The organism is Paucisalibacillus globulus DSM 18846 (assembly GCF_000482485.1).
Lineage (GTDB): Bacteria > Bacillota > Bacilli > Bacillales > Amphibacillaceae > Ornithinibacillus > Ornithinibacillus globulus.
Genome location: NZ_AXVK01000038.1, coordinates 1 through 21,123 on the forward strand (window position 1 = coordinate 1; position 21,123 = coordinate 21,123).

General features: G+C 36.3%; 15 protein-coding genes and 1 pseudogene. 11 read left to right on the forward strand and 5 right to left on the reverse strand.

Going from position 1 to position 21,123, the window contains the following annotated elements:
• Window positions 1-309: 309 nt before the first annotated feature.
• A complete protein-coding gene (locus K332_RS0111380; RefSeq protein ID WP_026907561.1) occupies window positions 310-1,347 on the reverse strand; it encodes an LCP family protein in 1,038 nt (345 codons plus the stop codon).
• A gap of 261 nt (window positions 1,348-1,608) precedes the next feature.
• On the opposite strand from K332_RS0111380, the gene K332_RS0111385 reads away from it, so the two are divergent.
• Entirely contained in the window at window positions 1,609-2,340 is a 732-nt protein-coding gene (locus tag K332_RS0111385) for a WecB/TagA/CpsF family glycosyltransferase (protein WP_026907562.1), read from the forward strand.
• Between the two features lie 16 nt (window positions 2,341-2,356).
• On the opposite strand, the gene K332_RS0111390 is transcribed toward K332_RS0111385, so the two are convergent.
• On the reverse strand, window positions 2,357-3,391 hold the full coding sequence (locus K332_RS0111390) for an LCP family protein (RefSeq protein ID WP_026907563.1): 1,035 nt from the start codon (window positions 3,389-3,391) through the stop codon (window positions 2,357-2,359).
• Between the two features lie 287 nt (window positions 3,392-3,678).
• On the opposite strand from K332_RS0111390, the gene K332_RS0111395 reads away from it, so the two are divergent.
• Both K332_RS0111395 and K332_RS22395 read left to right on the forward strand, forming a co-directional pair.
• Window positions 3,679-5,211: a glucosyltransferase domain-containing protein gene (locus K332_RS0111395; RefSeq protein WP_026907564.1), complete on the forward strand. Its 1,533-nt coding sequence runs from the start codon at window positions 3,679-3,681 to the stop codon at window positions 5,209-5,211.
• Window positions 5,212-5,588: 377 nt separating this feature from the next.
• Window positions 5,589-7,234, forward strand: a pseudogene (locus K332_RS22395) (glycerol-3-phosphate dehydrogenase/oxidase).
• A 100-nt stretch (window positions 7,235-7,334) separates the two neighbouring features.
• Here K332_RS22395 and K332_RS0111405 read toward each other — a convergent pair.
• On the reverse strand, window positions 7,335-9,629 hold the full coding sequence (locus K332_RS0111405; protein WP_026907565.1) for a glycerophosphodiester phosphodiesterase family protein: 2,295 nt from the start codon (window positions 9,627-9,629) through the stop codon (window positions 7,335-7,337).
• A gap of 475 nt (window positions 9,630-10,104) precedes the next feature.
• On the opposite strand from K332_RS0111405, the gene K332_RS0111410 reads away from it, so the two are divergent.
• The 4 genes from K332_RS0111410 to K332_RS0111425 all read left to right on the forward strand — a co-directional run bounded on the left by K332_RS0111410 (window position 10,105) and on the right by K332_RS0111425 (window position 14,920).
• Window positions 10,105-11,136, forward strand: coding sequence for an ABC transporter substrate-binding protein (locus K332_RS0111410; protein ID WP_026907566.1), 1,032 nt, complete (start codon window positions 10,105-10,107; stop codon window positions 11,134-11,136).
• Between the two features lie 14 nt (window positions 11,137-11,150).
• On the forward strand, window positions 11,151-12,272 hold the full coding sequence (locus tag K332_RS0111415; RefSeq protein WP_026907567.1) for an ABC transporter ATP-binding protein: 1,122 nt from the start codon (window positions 11,151-11,153) through the stop codon (window positions 12,270-12,272).
• The gene (locus K332_RS0111420) at window positions 12,269-13,972 is read left to right on the forward strand and encodes an ABC transporter permease (RefSeq protein ID WP_026907568.1); all 1,704 of its coding nucleotides are present in this window, start codon (window positions 12,269-12,271) and stop codon (window positions 13,970-13,972) included. The genes K332_RS0111415 and K332_RS0111420 overlap by 4 nt, the downstream gene beginning before the upstream one ends.
• Window positions 13,973-14,113: 141 nt before the next feature.
• The gene (locus K332_RS0111425) at window positions 14,114-14,920 is read left to right on the forward strand and encodes an HAD-IIA family hydrolase (RefSeq protein ID WP_026907569.1); all 807 of its coding nucleotides are present in this window, start codon (window positions 14,114-14,116) and stop codon (window positions 14,918-14,920) included.
• A gap of 117 nt (window positions 14,921-15,037) precedes the next feature.
• On the opposite strand, the gene K332_RS0111430 is transcribed toward K332_RS0111425, so the two are convergent.
• A complete protein-coding gene (locus K332_RS0111430) occupies window positions 15,038-15,604 on the reverse strand; it encodes a glycerol-3-phosphate responsive antiterminator (protein WP_026907570.1) in 567 nt (188 codons plus the stop codon).
• A 272-nt stretch (window positions 15,605-15,876) separates the two neighbouring features.
• Here K332_RS0111430 and K332_RS0111435 point away from each other — a divergent pair, with 272 nt between their 5' ends.
• From K332_RS0111435 to K332_RS0111445, 3 genes are all read left to right on the forward strand, one after another.
• Window positions 15,877-16,104 (forward strand): DUF1659 domain-containing protein, encoded by a 228-nt coding sequence (locus K332_RS0111435; RefSeq protein WP_026907571.1) that lies wholly within the window; start codon window positions 15,877-15,879, stop codon window positions 16,102-16,104.
• 35 nt (window positions 16,105-16,139) lie between these two features.
• Window positions 16,140-16,355 carry a DUF2922 domain-containing protein gene (locus K332_RS0111440; RefSeq protein WP_026907572.1) on the forward strand — a complete coding sequence of 72 codons (216 nt, stop codon included), beginning with the start codon at window positions 16,140-16,142 and terminating at the stop codon, window positions 16,353-16,355.
• A gap of 281 nt (window positions 16,356-16,636) precedes the next feature.
• The gene (locus K332_RS0111445; protein ID WP_051359434.1) at window positions 16,637-17,698 is read left to right on the forward strand and encodes a hypothetical protein; all 1,062 of its coding nucleotides are present in this window, start codon (window positions 16,637-16,639) and stop codon (window positions 17,696-17,698) included.
• Window positions 17,699-18,440: 742 nt separating this feature from the next.
• Here the strand turns inward: K332_RS0111445 and K332_RS24870 are convergent.
• Window positions 18,441-18,632: a competence protein ComK gene (locus K332_RS24870; protein ID WP_425414457.1), complete on the reverse strand. Its 192-nt coding sequence runs from the start codon at window positions 18,630-18,632 to the stop codon at window positions 18,441-18,443.
• A gap of 718 nt (window positions 18,633-19,350) precedes the next feature.
• Here K332_RS24870 and K332_RS0111450 point away from each other — a divergent pair.
• On the forward strand, window positions 19,351-20,337 hold the full coding sequence (locus K332_RS0111450) for a hypothetical protein (protein ID WP_026907574.1): 987 nt from the start codon (window positions 19,351-19,353) through the stop codon (window positions 20,335-20,337).
• Window positions 20,338-21,123: the final 786 nt, after the last annotated feature.

The window sequence follows — 21,123 nt, forward strand, 5'->3', positions numbered from 1 at the left end:
AGAAGACTTCGAATGGTCCAGCTAAGGAGCTGGAGAAAAGTCAGAAATCTTCACAGGGCATTAAGAAGAAAAGGGTGGAACGAATCAAGCTTGCGAGGAATAAGAATGTTCTCCTGGAGAAGCTCAAAGAGCCCCATGGTACATGCGGCTCTTGATAATAAATTCTTTAAAAGTCTTGGACTGGTCAGTCTTGAATCTAGAATTACTCCTATTGTCCCCAAAGGGGATTAGTGGGAGGAGCCGTATGCGAAGTTCCGCACGTACGGTTCTGTGAGAGGGGTGGTCAGAGATGGCGACCCCTACTCGATTCTAGTACTGACTTGCGCTTTCAAGTGAATTTGTTTGATTGGTTACAGTACTTGTATTTATATCCAGATGATTTTGAAGTGCTTGTTTTGTTTCTGCGAGCTGTAAATCATCTAGTTTCCAGTAGTAAACTTTACCTGGCTTATAATCATAACCTTCTAGTGTTAATGCTTCAATATCAAGATTAGTCCCTTTCGTTCCATAGCTGATGAAGCCTTTCATTTCATTGAAGGACATGTTGGTTGTCATGTTCGTTCCAACTGCCTCAATAATATCATCAACTTTAAGAATGGAGCCAACGGATATAGACTTTTTAACTATTGCTTTAATAATTTCTTGTTGTCTTTTACCCCGTTCAATATCATTATCGAGTTTTCTGGTACGTGCAAGTGCTAATGCTTCTTCCCCATTTAGATCTTGAATGCCAGGAAGTAGGTGAATTGCACCTGCAACATCATTAGAATCCTGCTCAGAGAATTCATAAGGTACATCTATTGTTATCCCATTAACAGCATCTACAACATCTATAAATGCTTCAAAATTAACTTTTACATAGTAATCTATTGGTATCTCTAATAAATTCTCTACAGTATTAATGGTTGCCTCTGTACCACCGTATGCGTGTGCATGGTTAATTTTATCTTCATACCCGACCTCTGGAATATATACAAGTGTATCACGAGGAATACTAACCAGCTTTACACTCTTATCGTCAGGGTTTAATGTTGCAACCATCAGCGTGTCGGTACGGGAGTTATTTTCGTTAGCGCGTATGTTACTTGCATCTACACCCATGATTAAAACGGAAACACTATCATCAATTGGGTTGACTATTTTTTCACGTAAGTCTGATTTTTCTCTTCCATCATCTACATAAGAATCAGACAATACTTGATCTGCTTTTAGGTATATCGTTCCAACATATATTCCCACAGCTACAAAAAAGATTAACGGAATTGAAATGAAAAAGACTCGTTTACGAAGTTTTCTTCTTTTTGTTCTTTTCACCATTCTCGATTGAGGTGAATTATTTTTTGACATGACAAATCTCCTCTATGCTATCATTTATCTATAAACATAAATACTTTTCTCTTAACCAATATTAATGATATGATTACCATAAAGTAATATACTTTGGTAAAATTCAATAAAGCCTAACCTATATTTTACTACTAATCATTCAATTCGTAAATTATAATTTAACTACAAATGTACCAAATTTATACAGAAAAGTAATTCCCATATAATTAGACGAAAAAATGCCCTAGGAAGTTTCAATTTTTCATTGAAGGGATTTTATAAATGGAAACTAAAAATATTGTTACTATAATGGATATTGACTTTGTTAATACAACGAAAAAAGGTTTTGTCAATGACTATGTTCTTCCTCGATTAGATATGGAGAAGAAATGCTTTATTGTAACAGCAAATCCGGAAATTGTTATGCGGGCAAGAGAGGACCAAGAATACAAACAGGTTATTCAATCGGCTGATTATGTTATTCCAGATGGTATTGGAATTATTAAAGCATCAAATAGGTTGAAGCAACCGTTAAAGGAAAGAATAACGGGATTTGATGTTGTATTGGACTTGTTAGCGTATGCAAATGAAAAAGAATTGAGCTGTTACTTTCTAGGTGCTAAAGAGGATGTAAATAAAAAGGCAGTGGAAGAAGTGACAAAACAATTTCCTAATCTAAGAATTGCTGGGAGACATCATGGGTTTTTTGATTTGAAAGATGAATCAATTATTGAGGAAGTAGTCAAATCGGAAGCTGATATTGTCTTAGTAGCACTCGGCTTGCCAAGACAAGAACTTTGGATACATAATACTATAAATCGTTTTGAAAAAGGTGTATTTCTAGGTGTTGGCGGAACCTTGGATGTTCTCGCTGGCGAAGTTCCTAGAGCACCAAAAATGTGGATTAAATTAAACTTGGAGTGGCTTTATCGAGTACTAAAACAGCCTACAAGGGTGAAACGATTGATGAAGAATTTTGAGTTTATGTTTCGGATTATATTGAAAAGGAGTTAGCCTTTAGACTAGCTCCTTAGTATAACGGACTGTAGTTATCCATATTAGAATACCTATTAGTATAATTGGAATCCCAAGAAATGTTTAGGTGTTCTCTTAGAGCTTGTGAGATTTGCTGTTTACTTTCCTCATCTACTTGATAGTACCATCCGCCATCTTCCATATAACCACCACTACCCTCCAGCTGAATGCTTTCAATATCTACCGCTTCATCAGTAACATAAGAAATGAAGCTTGTCATTTGACTAAAGGATAAATTAGTACTCATATTTGTTCCAATAGCGTCTAGCACACTACCTAACTTGAAGAGTGAGGACACAGAAGTTGCTTTTTCAAAGATTGCTTTTATAATTTCTTGTTGTCGTAAGCCTCGTTCGACGTCATTATCATATTTCCTTGTTCTAGCTATAGCTAAGGCTTCTTCTCCAGTAAGAACTTGTTCCCCTGGTAAAAGATGAATAGCATCTACCTTATCGTGTGAATCCATTTCATACATTTCGTACGGTACTTCAAAGTTTATCCCATTTAATGCATCAACAACTTCAATGAAAGCATCAAAATTCAACCGAACATAATAGTCTACTGGAACATTTAGAAAATCTTCCACTGTGTTAATTGTGGCTTTCGCTCCACCAAAAAAATGTGCATGATTAATTTTAGTGTTATAACCTAAATCCGGAATATAAGTATACGTATCACGTGGGATACTTAATAATTTAATTGTGTTGTCTTTTGAATTAAAAGTAGCAAATAGTAATGCATCTGATCTACTCGATTCTCCGTAATCTCTTTCTTCACCGGTATCGACACCAATAAATAGGATGGATACATTATGACTAACAGGATCTACATTATCTTTCCGTAAAGGTGACTTATTTTCACTTCTATCAATTTCCTCAAAGGAATCAGAAACCATATCTTTTGTTTTATCGATTAAATAATATGTGTAAACAGCAGCCAAACATACAGATAAAAGTATTAGGAATCCACCTATTAAAAGTGCTTGTTGTAGCTTATTCTTAGACTTCCAAAATTTTATAAAATATTTCATGAAAAAACTCCTCTGTTTACTAGCACCCTCAAAAAAGGACGTATTATAGGGTATAACCGAAAATACTTATAGCTATTCACCTAGTTGATAAATAAGAATAATCATCAGGACTTTTATACTTAATAAAGTAACACAATTTTAAATAGTGTGAAACTTATTTGTCACAAAGTTTACTTCTGGTATTAAATGCAATGAATTCGAACATAATTACTAAAGGAGTATAATCCAATTGAATTAGAGGAAGTTGTCAAAGATATTAATTTTTAATACTTTTTAAGGGGAATAATATGCCTGAGGACTTTTTAATAAAACTTAACAAATTAATAAAAAATGAATGGAAGTTAGCATTTTTTAGCGCAATAATAGTTGGATTTATCACACATATGTATGTGTTTACAAACATGCTACCTAATCATGATGGAATATTAAATGCATACAGTGAGCAATTGAAGAGGTTCGCATCGGGAAGGTTCTTTTTAAGTCCTGTAAGTGGAATAACATCATTTTTTGATTTACCTTGGATTAACGGTATTTTTTCTATACTATACCTAGCATTAACGTCCGTAATTTGTACGGAACTATTTAAATTACGTAAATATCTTTCCATAATAATCGTTTCGGGACTTATTGTGACGTTTCCAACTGTGGGATCAACTTTTTCCTACATGTTTACTGCAGACGCATACATGGCCGGAATTCTATTAGCTGGTCTATCTGTTCTTATTACTAATAGAACTAAATTTGGGTTTATACCAGGTGGAGTTATCTTATATATTAGTATGGGAATCTACCAGGCAAATCTCCCGATTGTATTATGCATCGTAGTGAGTTGGTTCATAAATGAAATCATTGTAAATAAAACTAGACTAAAATCAATACTTCTAGATCTCTGTCGGCAAATAATAATGACTGCAATCGGAATGGGACTTTATACTATAACTTTTAAAGTCTATGAAAAGATCGGAAACGTAACTAGCTACCAAGGAATTGACCAAATTGGAAAGCAAGATGGAAATGTCGTTGAAATTTTTACTAAAATTTTAGATACTGCGGCACATTTCTTTTTTCGAGGATTGGTTACAGACGCTCCAATAAACTTATTTGAAATTCTTAATTCTTTGCTAATCTTACTAATAATCCTTGGAATAATCTTGGCGGTTTATGAAAATAAAATATATAGGGCACCTTTTAGGATTGTCTTATTACTAGTAAGCATAATTCTATTACCTATATTTGGGTACATTCTCTATTTTGTATCTCCCGGTGTTTTATATCACATGTTAATGATAATGTCATTGGTTTTTATTTATATCATTCCAGTACTGATTTATGACAAGCTGACTCTGTCAAATATATTGGTAAAGCCGGTTGCTTGGGGTACAGTAATAATTTTATTTCTAACTATATTTAATTTTGCGGTCATTAGCAACATTTCCTATTTTAATATGACACTTAAGTATGAAAAGTCATTTGCCCTAGCCAACAGGGTCCTAAATCGTATGGAACAAACCGAGGGTTATGAAAATGTTTCAAAGATAGTTATAGTTGGGAAAGAGGTAGTTCATACAAAAATAGGTACTGAAATAATTCCCAATAGTATACCAAGTATGACTGGTGCAACAGGAGAAATCTTTATTGTTGAACCATATCATTTTACTGAAATGTTGTCTACTCGATTTGGAACCACTTTAAAAGAAGTTAAAGATGAGCAATTTGAACATCTAGTAAGAAGTGATTTAATTAAACAAATGGATACGTGGCCATCTAATGATTCCATCCGAATTATCGATGACATTGTAATTGTTAAATTTAGTGATTGATAATATAGTGTACTTCTTCCATTGGGATTGGTAATAGATATCATTTTCTATTTAGCTATAAAAACTATTCCTTAAGTTTAATTTAAAAGGAGCAATCCCTGTTTAACGTCCCACATCCCCTATACAACCAATCACTTCTATGCTATACTCAACTCAAGTTTAATATCACGGTAGAGACCTAGAGACCGCAATACATGTCGAAAATGACTTCGGCAATGTTTTGTGGTCTCTTTTTTTGTAGTTAGGAAAGTATAAAATACTTTCCGCCGACATAAGAAAAACTAACACATTCGCTTGGAACTGAGCGAATGCGAGTTTTTCTAATGCTTAAATACCCTGATTTAAGCTAGTTCATATATAGAAAGGGAGCGTACATGATGAATTTCTCAAATAAAAATCGTCAAGCGTTAGTCCAATCATTGAAAAATAATCACTTTGATGTTCTTGTTATCGGTGGGGAATAACCGGAGCTGGTATTGCTTTAGATGCGACAACCCGAGGAATGAAAATTGCATTAGTCGAGATGCAGGACTTTGCAGCTGGAACGTCAAGTCGTTCTACAAAGTTGGTACATGGTGGTCTACGTTATTTAAAGCAATTCCATGTGAAGCAAGTGGCAGAGGTAGGAAAAGAAAGAGCAATAGTATATGAAAATGGACCACATGTCACTACCCCAGAATGGATGCTCCTTCCCTTTCATACAGGTGGGACATTTGGTAAATCAATGACATCCATTGGGTTAAGGATGTATGACTTTTTAGCTGGAGTAAAGAGAAGTGAAAGACGATATATGCTAACACCTGAACAAACATTAGAAAAAGCACCCCTAGTAAAAAAGCAAGGTTTAAAGGGTGGCGGTATGTATGTAGAATACCGGACAGATGATGCCAGATTGACGATGGAGGTAATGAAAGCTGCGGTAGATAAAGGTGCTTCTGCTCTTAATTACTCTAAAGTAGAAAGCTTACTTTATCGTGATGGGAAAGTAACTGGAGCTGTTGTGAAAGACCAATTAACAGGGGAAGCGTATGAGGTCCATGCGAAAAATATTGTCAATGCTACTGGTCCTTGGGTGGACACCATTCGAGAAAAAGACCATTCGAAAAAGGGTAAAGTGTTAAGGTTAACGAAAGGTGTTCATATTGTCATTGATCAATCGAAGTTTCCTTTAAAACAAGCGGTCTATTTTGATACGCCAGATGGCCGGATGGTTTTTGCGATTCCTCGGGATGGAAAAGCATATGTTGGTACGACCGATACATTTTATGGGGAAGATCCTATCAATCCTAAAATGACAGTGGAAGATGGTGCCTATTTACTGGAAGCAATTCATTATATGTTCCCTGATATACACGTCACGAAGGAAGATGTGGAATCAAATTGGGCTGGGGTACGACCATTAATTTGGGAAGAGGGTAAAGACCCATCGGAGATTTCACGTAAGGATGAAATTTGGGAATCAGCTTCTGGTCTTATTACCATTGCTGGTGGTAAGTTAACTGGATACCGTAAAATGGCGGAGAAGATAGTCGATTTATTAGCAGATAAGTTTAAAGCAGAGGAACAAAAACTATTTTCTACCTGTGAAACGAAGCATCTTAGGATATCAGGGGGGGATGTTGGTGGATCAGGTCAATTTAAGCAGTTTATTAAAGAACAAATCCAAGAAGGAATAAGAGCAGGATTAACAGAACCTGAAGCGGAACATTTGGCAGCTAGATACGGATCGAATGTGACTATCCTGTTCGATATCATTAAAGTGGAATCTGCAGTGGCAGAGAAATATAATCTGCCTCTAACGTTATATGCTAAACTTCAATATGCATTAGAACATGAGCTTGCAGCAACACCAATTGACTTTTTCAATCGTAGAATTAGTGCCATCCTATTTGATATTGGAACAGTGAAAACATATAGAGATAACGTGGTAAACTATATGAGGGATTATTTTGAATGGGATGAATCGACAAGTGAGTTATATAAGAAAGAACTAGAAGTAGCATTGGATGAAGTAGGTTTTTAAACGCAACCTTCTCGAAAGTATGAAACTCCACAACTTTACTAAAAAGTAGTAGTGACTAGATAAATAGAGACGGGAGAGAAATCCCGTCTCTATTATTCTATTACCTTACATTAACCTCAATTGGCTCTGATACGACATTCCATTGTGCATTCAGCATATTGAACGTGTGAATCGCAAATACATCGGCAGTTCCAGGTGCTATCGCTGTGATAGTGTTTCCATTCACCGTAACACTTTCCTGGTTATCGGAAACATATAATGTTGTTTCAATGTTTTCGGTCTTATCTACGCGATAGTTAACAAAGGTTTTTGCCTGAATGGTTGCTGACTTTCCAACCTTAAGATTACGCTTTTTAATTGGTGTATCAATTAAGGTTGGTCCGTCTGTAAGCCATTGTGTATAGTCTGTGATTGGTCCGATTAGCCCTTTCTTTAGCAAGTCCTCAAATGGTTCTTGGCTACGGAAAGTCCAGTGCATATTAAGTAATCCACGCTGTCTCATATAGGTAATAGACTCTTCTGATAAACTACCGTAACTTGAGTTAAGACGCGCACCGATTGTTGTCGCATAATTTAACATCTGCTCGGCATCCTTAATTCGTTGCTCAGGAGAACCAGGTACAGAAGCGGAATATAGGTAGCCTACACTTAGTTGTGGAGATATTTCTCGGAACTTCTTTACCGATTCCATGTTGAAGCTTTGTAGAACAACCTGTTCCTCTACACCAACTTCCATGATTTCCTCTAATACTTGCTCTTCTATCCCTATTCCTTTTAATTCAACAAGGAGTATAACATCCTTGTCTTTAAACGCTTCTAAATACTCTTTGAAAGTTGGTACTTTTTCACCGACAAATTCTTCTCCGAACTTGATACCAGCATCCAGTTGACGAATTTCTTCTAATGTTAGATCTGTGACAGTGCCTGTTCCATTGGTTGTACGGTCAACGGTATAATCATGCATGATGACAAGGTGGCCATCTTTTGTACGCTGAACATCTGTTTCAATTAAATCTGCACCTAATTCATAAGCAAGGTGATAACCAGCCATTGTATTTTCAGGTGCAAGTGATGGTACGCCGCGATGTGCGACAACTAGTGGTCTCTGGACAATTGTGTTCTCAGGATATTGTCCAAAGGAAGCGACTGCTTCACTTGGATTACCAGAAACAATTCCATCTACTCCCGTATGAATAAGGGAGTGGGTATTTTCACCAATACCCCAAACGGATATTGCCCGAGAGTGGAAGTAATGCACGGTATCAACAGATAGCAATTTCTCTGGAAGTACAATGGTAAAGGACTGATTTCTATTGGCATCTTCCACTAATTGCTTGCGGTCATGTTTATTTAAATGATTTTCATTATAAAGAATCGCACCGCGAGCTGCGGGATAGGCCTCCTTAATCGCTGCAAGGATATCAAGATTAGAAGAAAGGATATGAACATCGTTTAGGGATGCATTCTCCAACTCACTAATAATGCCATCTACTGCTGCTTCATTTTCTACTTGAATGATTGGAATGACGTTACCTCTTGCTTCAGATAGTACGTCAGATAATAAGGAATCTCCAACAAAAATGTTACCGCTTCCATTTATTTCAGTTGGAAGCAAGACAGAAGAAACACCTTGTAGTTCATCAAAATCACCAGGAATCGAACTGGATATAATGGTTGGTGCATTAACCATATTTGTTTCAGGTTCTTCAGGTAAAAAAGCATTTGAATTTTCTAATGGTGGCAAGTCCATTGTTCGAGTAGTCACATGTACATTATCAAAGGAGATTGTTGAACCAGAAACTTGGAAACCTAAGTCACCATCACGATACGTATCAGCAAGATCTGTATCAATCACAAGCTGACCATTCACAAATTGCTGCACTCGTTCCCCTTTAGCAATGACTTTTAAGCGGTATGTTTCATTATAGCCAAAGTCTTCTGGGTAGAAAGTTTTCATTGGGACACTCCATGTGTTGCTTGGTGTACGAATCGCAAATTCAATCCCATTTAAGGCAGATGTTCCTTTACGTACTGCAAATTGGTAATAAGGATAATCATCCCCTTGAATCCGATACATTAAAGAAGCCCAGCGTGCGTCATTTACTGCTGATTTAAAGGTGACATCAGCTTCAAAAACATAATCCCCTAATCCATCTGGAGTTGGAAATATGACTCGAGAAGGGCTTGATGTACTAGGGGACGTTAATTCCAGTGCGCCATCTTTCACACGAGCATTGCCTTCGATAACTTCCCAGCCTTCAGGTAATATACCTTGTCCAAAGTCTTCGTCAACTAAAACTTCTTCACTTGCAGAGGCAAGCTTGTTATCTAATAAACTAATACAAAAAATCGAAATTACTAAAATGGGTACAAACCAAAGAATCTTCTTTTTCACTAAAAATCCTCCTTAAAATAATATCTAAGTAGGTGAATTCTAAAGAGGTCGGGTAACTACTAGGTTTCATCCCTCCTTTTTATTCCAGTGAAAAAAGAGAAGACACCAAAGTACCCCCTATGGCAATAGGGGAATACAAATGGTATCTTCTCTTAGGCTCCTACCAGAATATGAAGTTACCATAAGTATGCAATCAATAGAGAGGTTCGTCCATAGGGATAATAGATTATTATCGAAAATCTCTATAGGAGAAAAGGAGGGTCAATCAATCTACCCTCTTTCCTATAAATGAATATTTAGTAAATTTTCTATTTACAAAAATGAAAACGTTTGCTAAGATGGTAATTAATCGAATATCTCTCGGAGAATAGAAGAGAAGAGGATGGATGAAAGCCCCTTTTAGTAGGGCCTATTTCCCATTCTCTTTTTTCTTCTTTACTGATGGATAATCGGTACAAATAAAGGGGGAACACTCATGAAGAAAATCTCATTACTATTATTATCACTTGTATTTTTAGTAGGATTTCTAGCAGCATGTGCAGGTGAATCATCCGGGAATGGAGATAGTGCGGAAGGCGATCCAATTACACTATATTCACCAGAAACTCCTGATTTAACCAAGGAGCTTGCTGCAAAATATGAAGAATTATATGGGCAAAAGGTTAATGTTCAGTATGCAGGGACAAATGTTTTAGTGAACCAAATGATGGCGGAAAAAGGGAATCCGAAAGCGGATGTATGGTATGGCGGTGGAGGGATCCTTCCATTTGAATCCGCAGTTGATAAAGAAATCATTACATCTTACATACCGGAAAGTGCTGAAGATTGGGAAGTAGTGGAGAATGGTATTAAGATGAAACACCAAGATGGTTATTATGTAGGTACAGAATTATTTGTACTTGGTTTTTCTTATAATACAGAGTTAGTTTCAGAAGATGAAGCACCAAAAACATGGGAAGACTTACTAGATCCGAAATGGGAAGGTAAAATTCAATTCCCTAACCCAGCTGCATCTGGAACAGCAACACTAATGGTATTAAGCTACATGATGCAACACGGTGAAGAAGAAGGTTGGGAATTTTTCCAAACATTAGCTGATCATGCGAATTCTATTCCAGACTCTGGCTCTGCTCCAACGAAAGCTGTAGCAATGGGTGAAGCACATGTTGCAATCGGTTTTGACTTTATGGCTTATGAGCATCAAACAAAAGGAGAAACAGTGGACTTCATTGTGCCAGACAAAACTCCTATTCTAGTAAACCCAGCATCACTTGTAGAGGGGGCTCCAAACCCTGAAGGTGGTAAGAAGTTTATGGACTTTATGTTAGGTAAAGAGGCACAACAAATTCTAGCAAACTGGCAACATATTCCGATCAATCCTGAAGTAGAGTCGCAAACTCCACTTAATATTGATTCATTAAAAGAAAATGCTGTGGACTTAGATATTGATTGGGTAAATGAAAACTATGATCGTATTCGTAACGAGTGGAAGAATAAAATTAACTAAAGGAAGTTGATAATATGGGGTCAGTTGTAGTCGAGCAACTAAGGAAGGATTTTTCAGGGGTAACTGTACTTCAAAACATTGATTTGGACATTAAAGAGGGCGAGTTCTTTGCCCTCCTTGGTCCATCAGGTTGTGGAAAAACAACGACGATGAGATGTATAGCTGGTTTTGAAAGTCCAACAAGTGGAATAATCAAAATTGGAAATAAAGATGTTGCGAAATTAGCACCAAATGAACGAAATTGTGGAATGGTATTCCAAAGCTATGCTCTTTTTCCACATATGAATGTTTTTGATAATGTCGCATACAGCTTAAATATAAAGGAATTACGTAAAGCAAATTTATTTAAGAAACTCGGGGTTTACACAAGAATGCTAAATAGTAAGATTGTGAAATACCCGAAAGAAATCGAGAAAAAGGTAATGGATATTCTGGAGTACGTAGAATTGACAGACCATGCAAAAAAACTAACAAGTGAGCTTTCTGGTGGACAGCAACAGCGTGTTGCATTAGCGAGAGCACTTGTGATGGAACCAGAAGTATTGCTGATGGACGAACCATTATCAAACTTGGATTTGAAGCTTCGCCATACAATGCGTAATACGATTCGCCGAATTCAACAGGATTTAAAAATCACTACGATTTTTGTTACGCATGACCAGGAAGAAGCGATGAGTATGGCAGACAGAATTGCGGTGATGAAGGATGGAGAAATTCTCCAAATCGGAACACCGACCGATTTATATAGTAATCCGAAGTCTTCCTTTATTGCAGACTTTGTTGGTACTTCTAATATTCTTCCGGGTAAGGTTATTGCTAGTGAAAATGGATTGACTACGGTACAAATTGGTGACCAGAAAATTCAATCGGTTACGAAGACAGATAAGAAAGACATTCAAGTTATTATCCGTCCGGAAAATATTAATGTGATCAGTGAAGGGGCAGACGATAACGAAAATGTCTTTAAAGGAGTTATTCAATTTGCGACGTATCTTGGGTCAACGGTTCGATATGATGTAAAAGTTGGTGAACACCAATTAGTAGTGGATACGACCTATGAATCAGGTGACAGTATTAAGAAAAATGGTTCCACCATTCAGTTTGGCGTATCACCTGAAAGGGTGTTAATCATATGAACAGACTCAAACGAAATTTCACTGGAATTGGGTTAGTTAAGTTACTCATCTATGCATTCTTTCTATTATTTCTAATTATCCCATTGGTTTCGGTGTTTATGGTTAGTTTCACGAATGAACCTATTAATGTATTTGGTTCTTTCGTTAGCTGGGAGCAAATGCAGATAACGATTGATCAATTCAAAAATGCTACATTGGATAATTTTAAATCCATTTTTTCCTATGGGAATTATTTTCAAGGATTGCTTAATAGTTTAAAGCTTTCCTTCATTGTTTCCTTATGGGTGCTTGTCATCTGTATTCCAATTGCCTATGGAATCGCACGTACAAAAATGCCGTTCAAGAAAACGATTAGTGCATTATGTACCATTCCACTAGTTATCCCGACATTCATTTCAGCTTATGCATTTATCATTATGTTTGGTCGTGCAGGATGGGTAACGTATATTTATGAAAAATTAGGTGGAGAAGGGATGCTTTTAGATCCTTATTCGATGACGGGAATTGCAATTGTACAGATTTTCTTCTTCTTCCCATATGCGTTATGGCCAATGGTCGCAGCATTTAAAATAAGTGATGTTTCACTAGAGGAAGCATCTCGAAATATGGGATCGAAGGGATGGTTAACTTTCATAACGGTAACCTTTCCGTTAGCAATACCAGGTATGTTATCTACTGCTCTCGTTATTTTTGCGGTAAGTTTTTCAGACTTTGGTACACCAATAATTTTGGCACCAAGTGATTTGAATTTAATCGTAGTTGATGCGTACCGTGAAATTGCTGGATTCTTTAACTGGGGTGGGGCAGCAATTCTAACTGTTATTATGATTGCTGTTGCTGGTGTAGTTTACTGGCTTCAAAACTACCTATTAAAAGGGAAAAACTACGATACGCTTTCTGGTAAACCAAAGAAAATTAAGCTAAGTGAAAATAAGGCACTGACGATTCCACTGGCTATCTTTTCAGGGTTTGTCGTGTTGATTCCAATTCTAGCAATGGGAACGGTTTTCTTACAATCTATCGCAACAACATGGGGGAAAGACCCACTACCTAGTGGCTATACTCTAGAACATTATCAAACGATTTTCACGTCTTCACTTGGAAATATTCAGAACAGCTTAATCCTGGCTGGAGGAGCGTTAATCCTTAGTGTAGTCATCGCTACATTCGTTTCTTATTTTGTTGTTCGTCAGCGTTCCACAACATTGGACTTTATGACAACAGTGCCACTTATCGTACCAGGAATTGCCTTTGGTATTGCGTTAATTCAAACGTTTAATACAGCACCATTACAATTAACCGGTACAGCTGTAATTTTAGTTATTGCCTATAGTATTCGTCGACTACCATATATGGTTCGTTCGACTGTGGGTACGATGAAGGCGATTAAGCAAGATATTGAGGAAGCGGCAGTCAATCTAGGAGCTTCCACTTTAACAGCTGCCATTACGGTAATCGGTCCATTAATGTTACCGGGGATTGCGGCAGGTTCGATTCTTGTTTTTGTAACGGTAATTAAGGAAACTAGTATTTCTATATTGATGGCCCCGGCAGAATGGGCTCCAATGAGTTTAGCTATTTTCCAGAACGTAATGAGAGCCGAATATTATTCTGCAGCAGCAATGTCAGTCATTCTAGTAGTCATGGTCCTTGTATTACAGGCCCTTGCCAATAAACTATCTGGGGGAAATAAATCATAGGGACTAGGTAGGGACAGGAAAGGTTGTCTTTTAGGTGTCGTTAGTGATGGGACAGGGGAATAACCTTGTCCTACGGGCACCTATGTCTCTGGGGCAGTATATCCTCTTCCCATGTCCTAGGTCTGCATAAGGAGGATTATGATGCAAAAGGGGTTTATCTTTGATTTAGATGGTACGGTTTATTTAGATAATCATTTAATAGATGGGGCAAGGGAAGCAATACAGGAGCTTCGTAATCGTGGCGATAAAATTGTTTTCCTAACAAATAAATCGATTGAAACGATTAGTGCATATGTTAAGAAGTTAACGGGACTCGGGATAGAAGTAGAGCGAGGAAATGTGGTGAATTCCAATTTTCTAGCGGCAAGATATTTAGCATCTAACTTGAGTAAAGGTGAGAAAGTCATGGTGATTGGTGAACAACCACTCTATGATGAACTTACGAATATGGGAATAGAAATTTCAGATGATGAATCAGATGTCAGCTATGTCGTATTAGGCTGGGATCGAGAATTCACCTATGATAAGTTGAACCGGGCATTTCAGGCCTGGAAAAATGGTGCGGTTGTCGTGGCAACTAATCCAGATCGAACCTGCCCTGTAGAGGGAGGACAAATTCCAGACTGTGGCGCCATGATTGGTGCGATGGAAGGAGCTACCGGAGAGAAAGTAGAACTTATCCTTGGTAAGCCCTCTCCATTAGCTGCCAAATTTATTGTCGAGGATATTTTGGAATTACCACCAAATAACTGTTATATGGTTGGTGACCGACTTGAAACCGATATCCGCATGGGAAATGACTATGGAATCAACTCCGTCCTCGTCCTAACCGGTATAACAGAAAAAGGCATGCTCGAACATGCCAAAGATCAACCACACTATATATTAAACAGTATCAAAGAATTACCAGCAATAACCAAAGAACCAGACCCTAAAGTGTTGAAATAGGCCATGGGGACAGGTACCTCGGTATCAATGGAACATTACAACAGAGGGATAATTACCTCGGCAATATAAAATAATGCCGAGGGGACAGACACCTCGGCATTAGGGATACTATGGATACTAGAAATCTAGATTCCAAAGCTTTGGATCTCCAGACGAAATAGCTAATGCGCCTGCCTTTAATCCTTCATCAATTTGGTTTTTTGTACTAACTAGCCCTCCTGCGATAATTGGCAGGTGGGTTTGTTTTGTTAAACTATCTATGATGGAAGGCATGATTCCTGGAAGTACTTCAATGGCATCTGGTTTACAGGAATGAGCAATTTCAATTCCTTTTTTCATCGCATTTTTGTCAATCAAGAAAATACGTTGTATCGCCATTAGTCCTTCTTCTTTGGCATACTTAATTAGATTACTCTTTGTAGTGATGATTCCCTTTGGCTGCCAAACCTCAGCAATAAATTTAATGGCACTTTTTGTATTGGATAACCCTTCAATAAAATCAACATGAACAAATGTTGTTTTATTATGTTCTTTTAATTCATTTAAATAGTGATGCGTCGTCATCAAGTCACCAGTCAACAAAAAAACAATATTCGACCGCGACCGCTCTGCTGCCCGCAAATGCTCCCCATTCTTCACCGAAGCAATCACCTGAGACTGAACTAAATCCACTATATTATCCAAACCAATTCCCCCAACGAGCCAGATTAATATTGTATAAGATTATAACATTGGTTTGGGGTGCCTGTCACTCCCCGGTTTTTGGCGAAAATTGTCGAGAAGCACATGAGTCAGACATAGGATTCAGACAAAAAATCAATCATGAACCATATTAAAGCTTTCCTTATCTATATTATCGAATATATCCACGTAAAAGTGTCACCACTATATTAAAAAAACTTTTGCCACCTTTTCCAACCTCCCACCGATTATAGAGGTGAAAGGAGGTGCTAACCATGGCAGTAGCACATATGCAAAACTCACAACTACGTCTAGTACTTCACGATGGTAATGATCCTGTTTCTGGTGATCCAATCTACAAAGCGAAAAGCTTTAATAACGTGAAGACGGATGCAACCGCAGATCAACTCTATGCAATCGCAAATGCTTTTGTAGGATTGCAAGAACGCCCACTATTCAATATTGAGCGTAAAGACAGTTCTGACATTCGTTCAGGGGAGTAAAGTTTCATAAAATCTAGAAGAAAGGAGGTCTATTCATGAAAACGTTGGAATTAAAGTTTGAAAACATGGATGGTAAAATCGTTACGTATTCCTTAGAGCAACCAATTGAACCAGTTGACCCTGCTGCTGTAGCCGCAGCAATGGATACCATCATTGCGGAGAATGCTTTTACATCTAGTGGCGGTAATTTAGTCGCTAAGAAAAGCGCACGTATTGTGGAACGTCATGTGGAAGATATTGAATTAGTTTAATGCTGGATGGAGGAAGTTGCTTGGGGAGTTTTCCTTGGGTGGCTTCTTTTTTTTCTTATAGTAGGAGGTGAATGAAGTTGGATAACTGGATATCGCTCATAACGGAGGTTGGATTTCCGATTGCTCTGTGACAAGGATACATAAATGTCCATGGCAAGTATTGTAAAAAAACATTTTTACAAAATAGGTCTTTTTTACTAATTATTTTAGTTTTTATGATATATTGTATATAGTTTGACCTATTTTAATTTTATACATAATATTTTGGGGAGGAAATAAGAATGAAGAACCATTTTATGAAGATCGTCCTTGCTTTAGGGGCATTTGTTATGTTAGTGGCTTGTGGTTCAAAAGCCGATTTATCAGACTATGTAGAAGTTAATTTCGAAGGTTATGATACGATGGGAAAAGCGTATTACGAAATTGATGAAGATAGATTAGTTAGTGATGTTTTTGAAGTTTCTGAGGATTTATCAAACCTTGATTGGGAGACGATGAATGAAATTGATAAAATGCTATCTGCTTATAGTGTAGAGCTAGAAAAAGATACAGATTTATCAAATGGAGATGAAATAGTCGCTAAATTAAAGGTTAATGATGAGAAAACAGATAAACTAAAAACAACAGATGAACTGAAGTTTACAGTCTCTGGTCTCGAGGAACCAAAGCAATTAAGTAATGAAGAAATTGAACAGAATGTAGTCGTTAATTTTATTGGTGTTAGTGGAAAAGGCACTATAATGATTGATACTACTTTTAGTGATGACTTAAGTAGTTTAACATTTGAATCTGCTCAAGATGGAGAGATAAAAAACGGTGATACCATAGTCGTTAATTTGACGGAATCATCTAGAGAGTCCTTAGCCGGACTTGGTTATGTACTTACCGGTGAAGGGGAGGCAAAATTCATAGCTTCCGGTTTGGATGTGGTTGCAGAGAAAGCATCTGATATTGAAAATTTGAAAGATATAGAAAGATTTATTAGTGAAGGGATAAACAGAGAATACGAAGATTCTTCATGGGGTTTTTATAAATATGAAATTATTAAAGAAAATACATATTACAGACAATTTGAAAGAGATGGAGAATCGGGTTCTATGTGGGGGAGCACTCCTAGTAATGGGACATTAGTTACTATGTATACGATAAAGAAATATGGATCAGAGGGTAATCTAGAAGATAACTTTATTGCACTTTATGGATATACTGATATTATACTGAATGATGAAAATCAGGCAAACTTAGTGGAAATAAACGATTATACGGATACATATGATAATACATATTCATTAGAATCTGTCGAAAAACTAATGGAGGGCTATGGTTATCAGGTTGTAGAATAAAGTAATGCTATTAAAATGTAATATGTGAAGGAGAAACACGGGACACTAATGTGGTTCCGTGTTTCTTAATGGCTTACCTTCCTTTGCGTATCGATTTATACGTGTATCCTAGATTTTGTGAAATGCTTTAATGCAGTATTTGAATAAATCGATTTACGTCGCAGTTCTAATGCTTTTTTTCAATGCACATTCTACTTTGATGCGTTTTATAATATAAATTACTCAACTTTCGCAGACTGAAATAGGAAGATAAGCCTCGATATAGTTAGGCAAGCCTGCAATCGATTGTTGTGGTTGACTTTTGAATAATCTTTGCATCTTTTTGTTGCTCTTTTTTTAAGGATCTTAAAGAAGCTCGATTAATTTCTGTAGTGCTACAACGGTATTTTTTCATGCCTTTATACGTAAAGTCAAGAACCATACTTACCTGGTTATGAACTATACAGGGATTGTATTTAACCAAATTATCTAGATGCGAAAGTTGAGTAACTAGTTAGTAGCTTAGTAATATAATTTTTTCAAAGGTAATCATTCCTCCCAGGAATATGCCTAAATAGTATTAAGTTCCCTTGATTCTTTCCATAAACTTGTCCTCTCCACCTGCTTCATCAACTTTGACTTTGAGAAATCCACCCTAGCTTGAACACCATTCTTAAACAAAATAACGGATTGTTATGGTCATGCTGGTTTGCGATAACGGTTTCCACATGATTGTAAAAGACACAACTACACTCCCAATCGTTCAAAGCATGAGTAGTAATAGCAACAATATTTCGGTAATGCTAATTTGAATCGGAACTTTTCTCTTCCACCCTGTAAGATATGTGATGGTTGCTCTTCTTCCTTCAAAGGTAGTGAAATGATTCAAACAACCTCTTTCCATAATCTCTAAAGGGGTTTTCCAGATGTATAGTAGTTTATAGTAGTTGATTATCCTCTAATACAATAGTTTGGAAATCTATATGTTTTGTAGAGATTAGGGCTAAAGTTTGTTCATTGAGTTGGGAAATGGGGGAAGAGGTGACATGACGGTATAGATAAGATGTTGTTTCAGTGCTTATCAATGTATAATTCCATTTCTTTAGGATTTGTATTATAGTGTTTTAAAGTAAATAGGAGTATGCTTACATTCAAAATGGATGAGAACTAAAGAATTGATGAGCAAGTGAATCAAATGTATTTTAGTCTAGCTGTATTAATTCTTTTCTAACTTCATTATATGTCGAAGTAAGGTCCATGTAGACTAAATATCAGCTAAATATCATTTTAACTAGATACTTTGAAATCTTGCTTTCCATTTTCTATACAATCAATAGTTGTTCTATTCTATCTAAGTCACATCTAATGAAAGTCTTTCTCTGGTCATACCTTAATTTTCTCTAGTATGTCTATTTTTAATCTTAGTAGTCTTGTAAATTCTGGATCTTTCAAATAATTCTTACTCCTAAAGCCTATTATCTAGTTAGAAAGAGAGCCGTTCTACTGCGTATATATGGTATTGTGTGTAGTATATAGTTTCCAAATAAACAAAAAAGAGGTAATAGGTATTTATCCCGGCGGACAATTGTTAGAGAACTTTGCTTAATAAAGCTTGTTATGGCAGAATTAAAATGGAAATTAAGAAACACCATCAAGAACGAGGGGGAATACAGATGAAGAAACTATTATTTTTATCTCTACTAATTTCAATTTTCATAGGTGGATGTAGCCAAACAGATAATGCTACAGATAATCTGAACAATAACGAGAATGATATAGGGGAAAATGCAGAATCAATTAGTAAAGATAAGGATCAATCTAATTCTGAGAAAGAAGTCGTAGAAGTAAAAAATGATGAAAATATATATACTCATCCCGATAATACGTTTTCGATTAAATTAGATGAAAGAATATCAGATAAATTAACTATTGAAGACGGGGATAGGGAGGTTTACATCTATTATAATGATACTACTTTATTAAAAGAAAAGGTCTTAATTGGGAGTATTTTAGCCTATAGTCAAGAAGGTTGGAACAAAAAAAGGCAGGAAAATCCTGCTGGACTTGTTCTTCATTATGAAGACTTTGTTTACTTATATGAAGCTAATTATGATTACGCACTATATTCTAATTATCAAGTAGCGGATAATCTAGAGGACCCAGCTGCTATAACTTATCCAAAAGAACAATTGGAATACGAAAAAGATTACCAGTTAGTGCTACATGGTATATTGAACTCTGGATTTATTATCGGTTCAATAGAATTATCTCAGGAAATACCAAATCAATTAGATAGTAATCAACAAGTAGGAATTGATATTGCCACAGACATGTACGAAGATTTATTTGACTGGTATTCAAGATTAGATTCTGCCTTAGAATTAAAAGGCAAGGAAGGGTTCTATGAGGTTTTCCCTGATATTTATACTGAACGTCAGGTTAACTATCCTGAACTTCGGCAAATTCCATTTCCAACATACGAGCTAAGTCGAAATATAGTGAATGCATTGGATATGATTTATTCTCTAAGCGAATTGGCTTATCATGAGGAGGAAACAAGTATAATTTACGTAGAAAACATTGTTATAGGTTTAGGGCAATATGTTGATGTAATAAATAACCAGCTAAAAGAATTACAAGAGACCTTTCCATTGTCATAAGATAGTGCAAATGCATACCCTTTTTGTTTGCTTTAACTAAAAGTATATTTTAATACCTTACCAGCAATTGCAATGCTCCTTTCAATATTAGAAATAATATTATTAGATTGCTATTATATTAATGTAGGTATAAAGGTCTATTTGATGAGAAACCTTTTCTACTGAGAAAAAGAGAGATATATAGACCGAGGGGGTTGCTACACCTCTAGATTGAGTATTAAAAGTTGAAATTTCAGATACAGTTGCAATTACTATAATTCCAGTTTCGAAATTTTTGCTTTGGTAAATAGAATGGCTTTTGAAGTTTGATTTCATTAAATGCTTTAGGGCTTGATTATTATCTACACAATAAAATAACTTTATCAGATTTATATTAATCTTATATGGAGTTATAGATAACAAACCCCAAATTGACTTTGTATCAATGAAACTTTAAATTATAGATTTGAAAAATAGAAAACAATAATTATATAAATATATTTTGATTCGTTAGGCGAGGATCCAGATTTTAAGGATGAACTAGATGAAAGTGATTACGATTTAATCCGTGAGACCATGTTACACTATGCAACAGATATTTTTTTAGGTGGAATCGAACGAATATTTGCCAATTATGATGAGTCGGGTGCTTTTACAACTACTATCTGGCCTGAGGTTAGGCATTCCATCATAGAAAATACATCTGAGCGGTTGTTTATAAAAATGTTGTGTTTCCTATTTATTCCTATCAAACTAATAAACTTTTCAACTACTTGGGTGGGATTGTCACCCCTACACTAGTCAGAG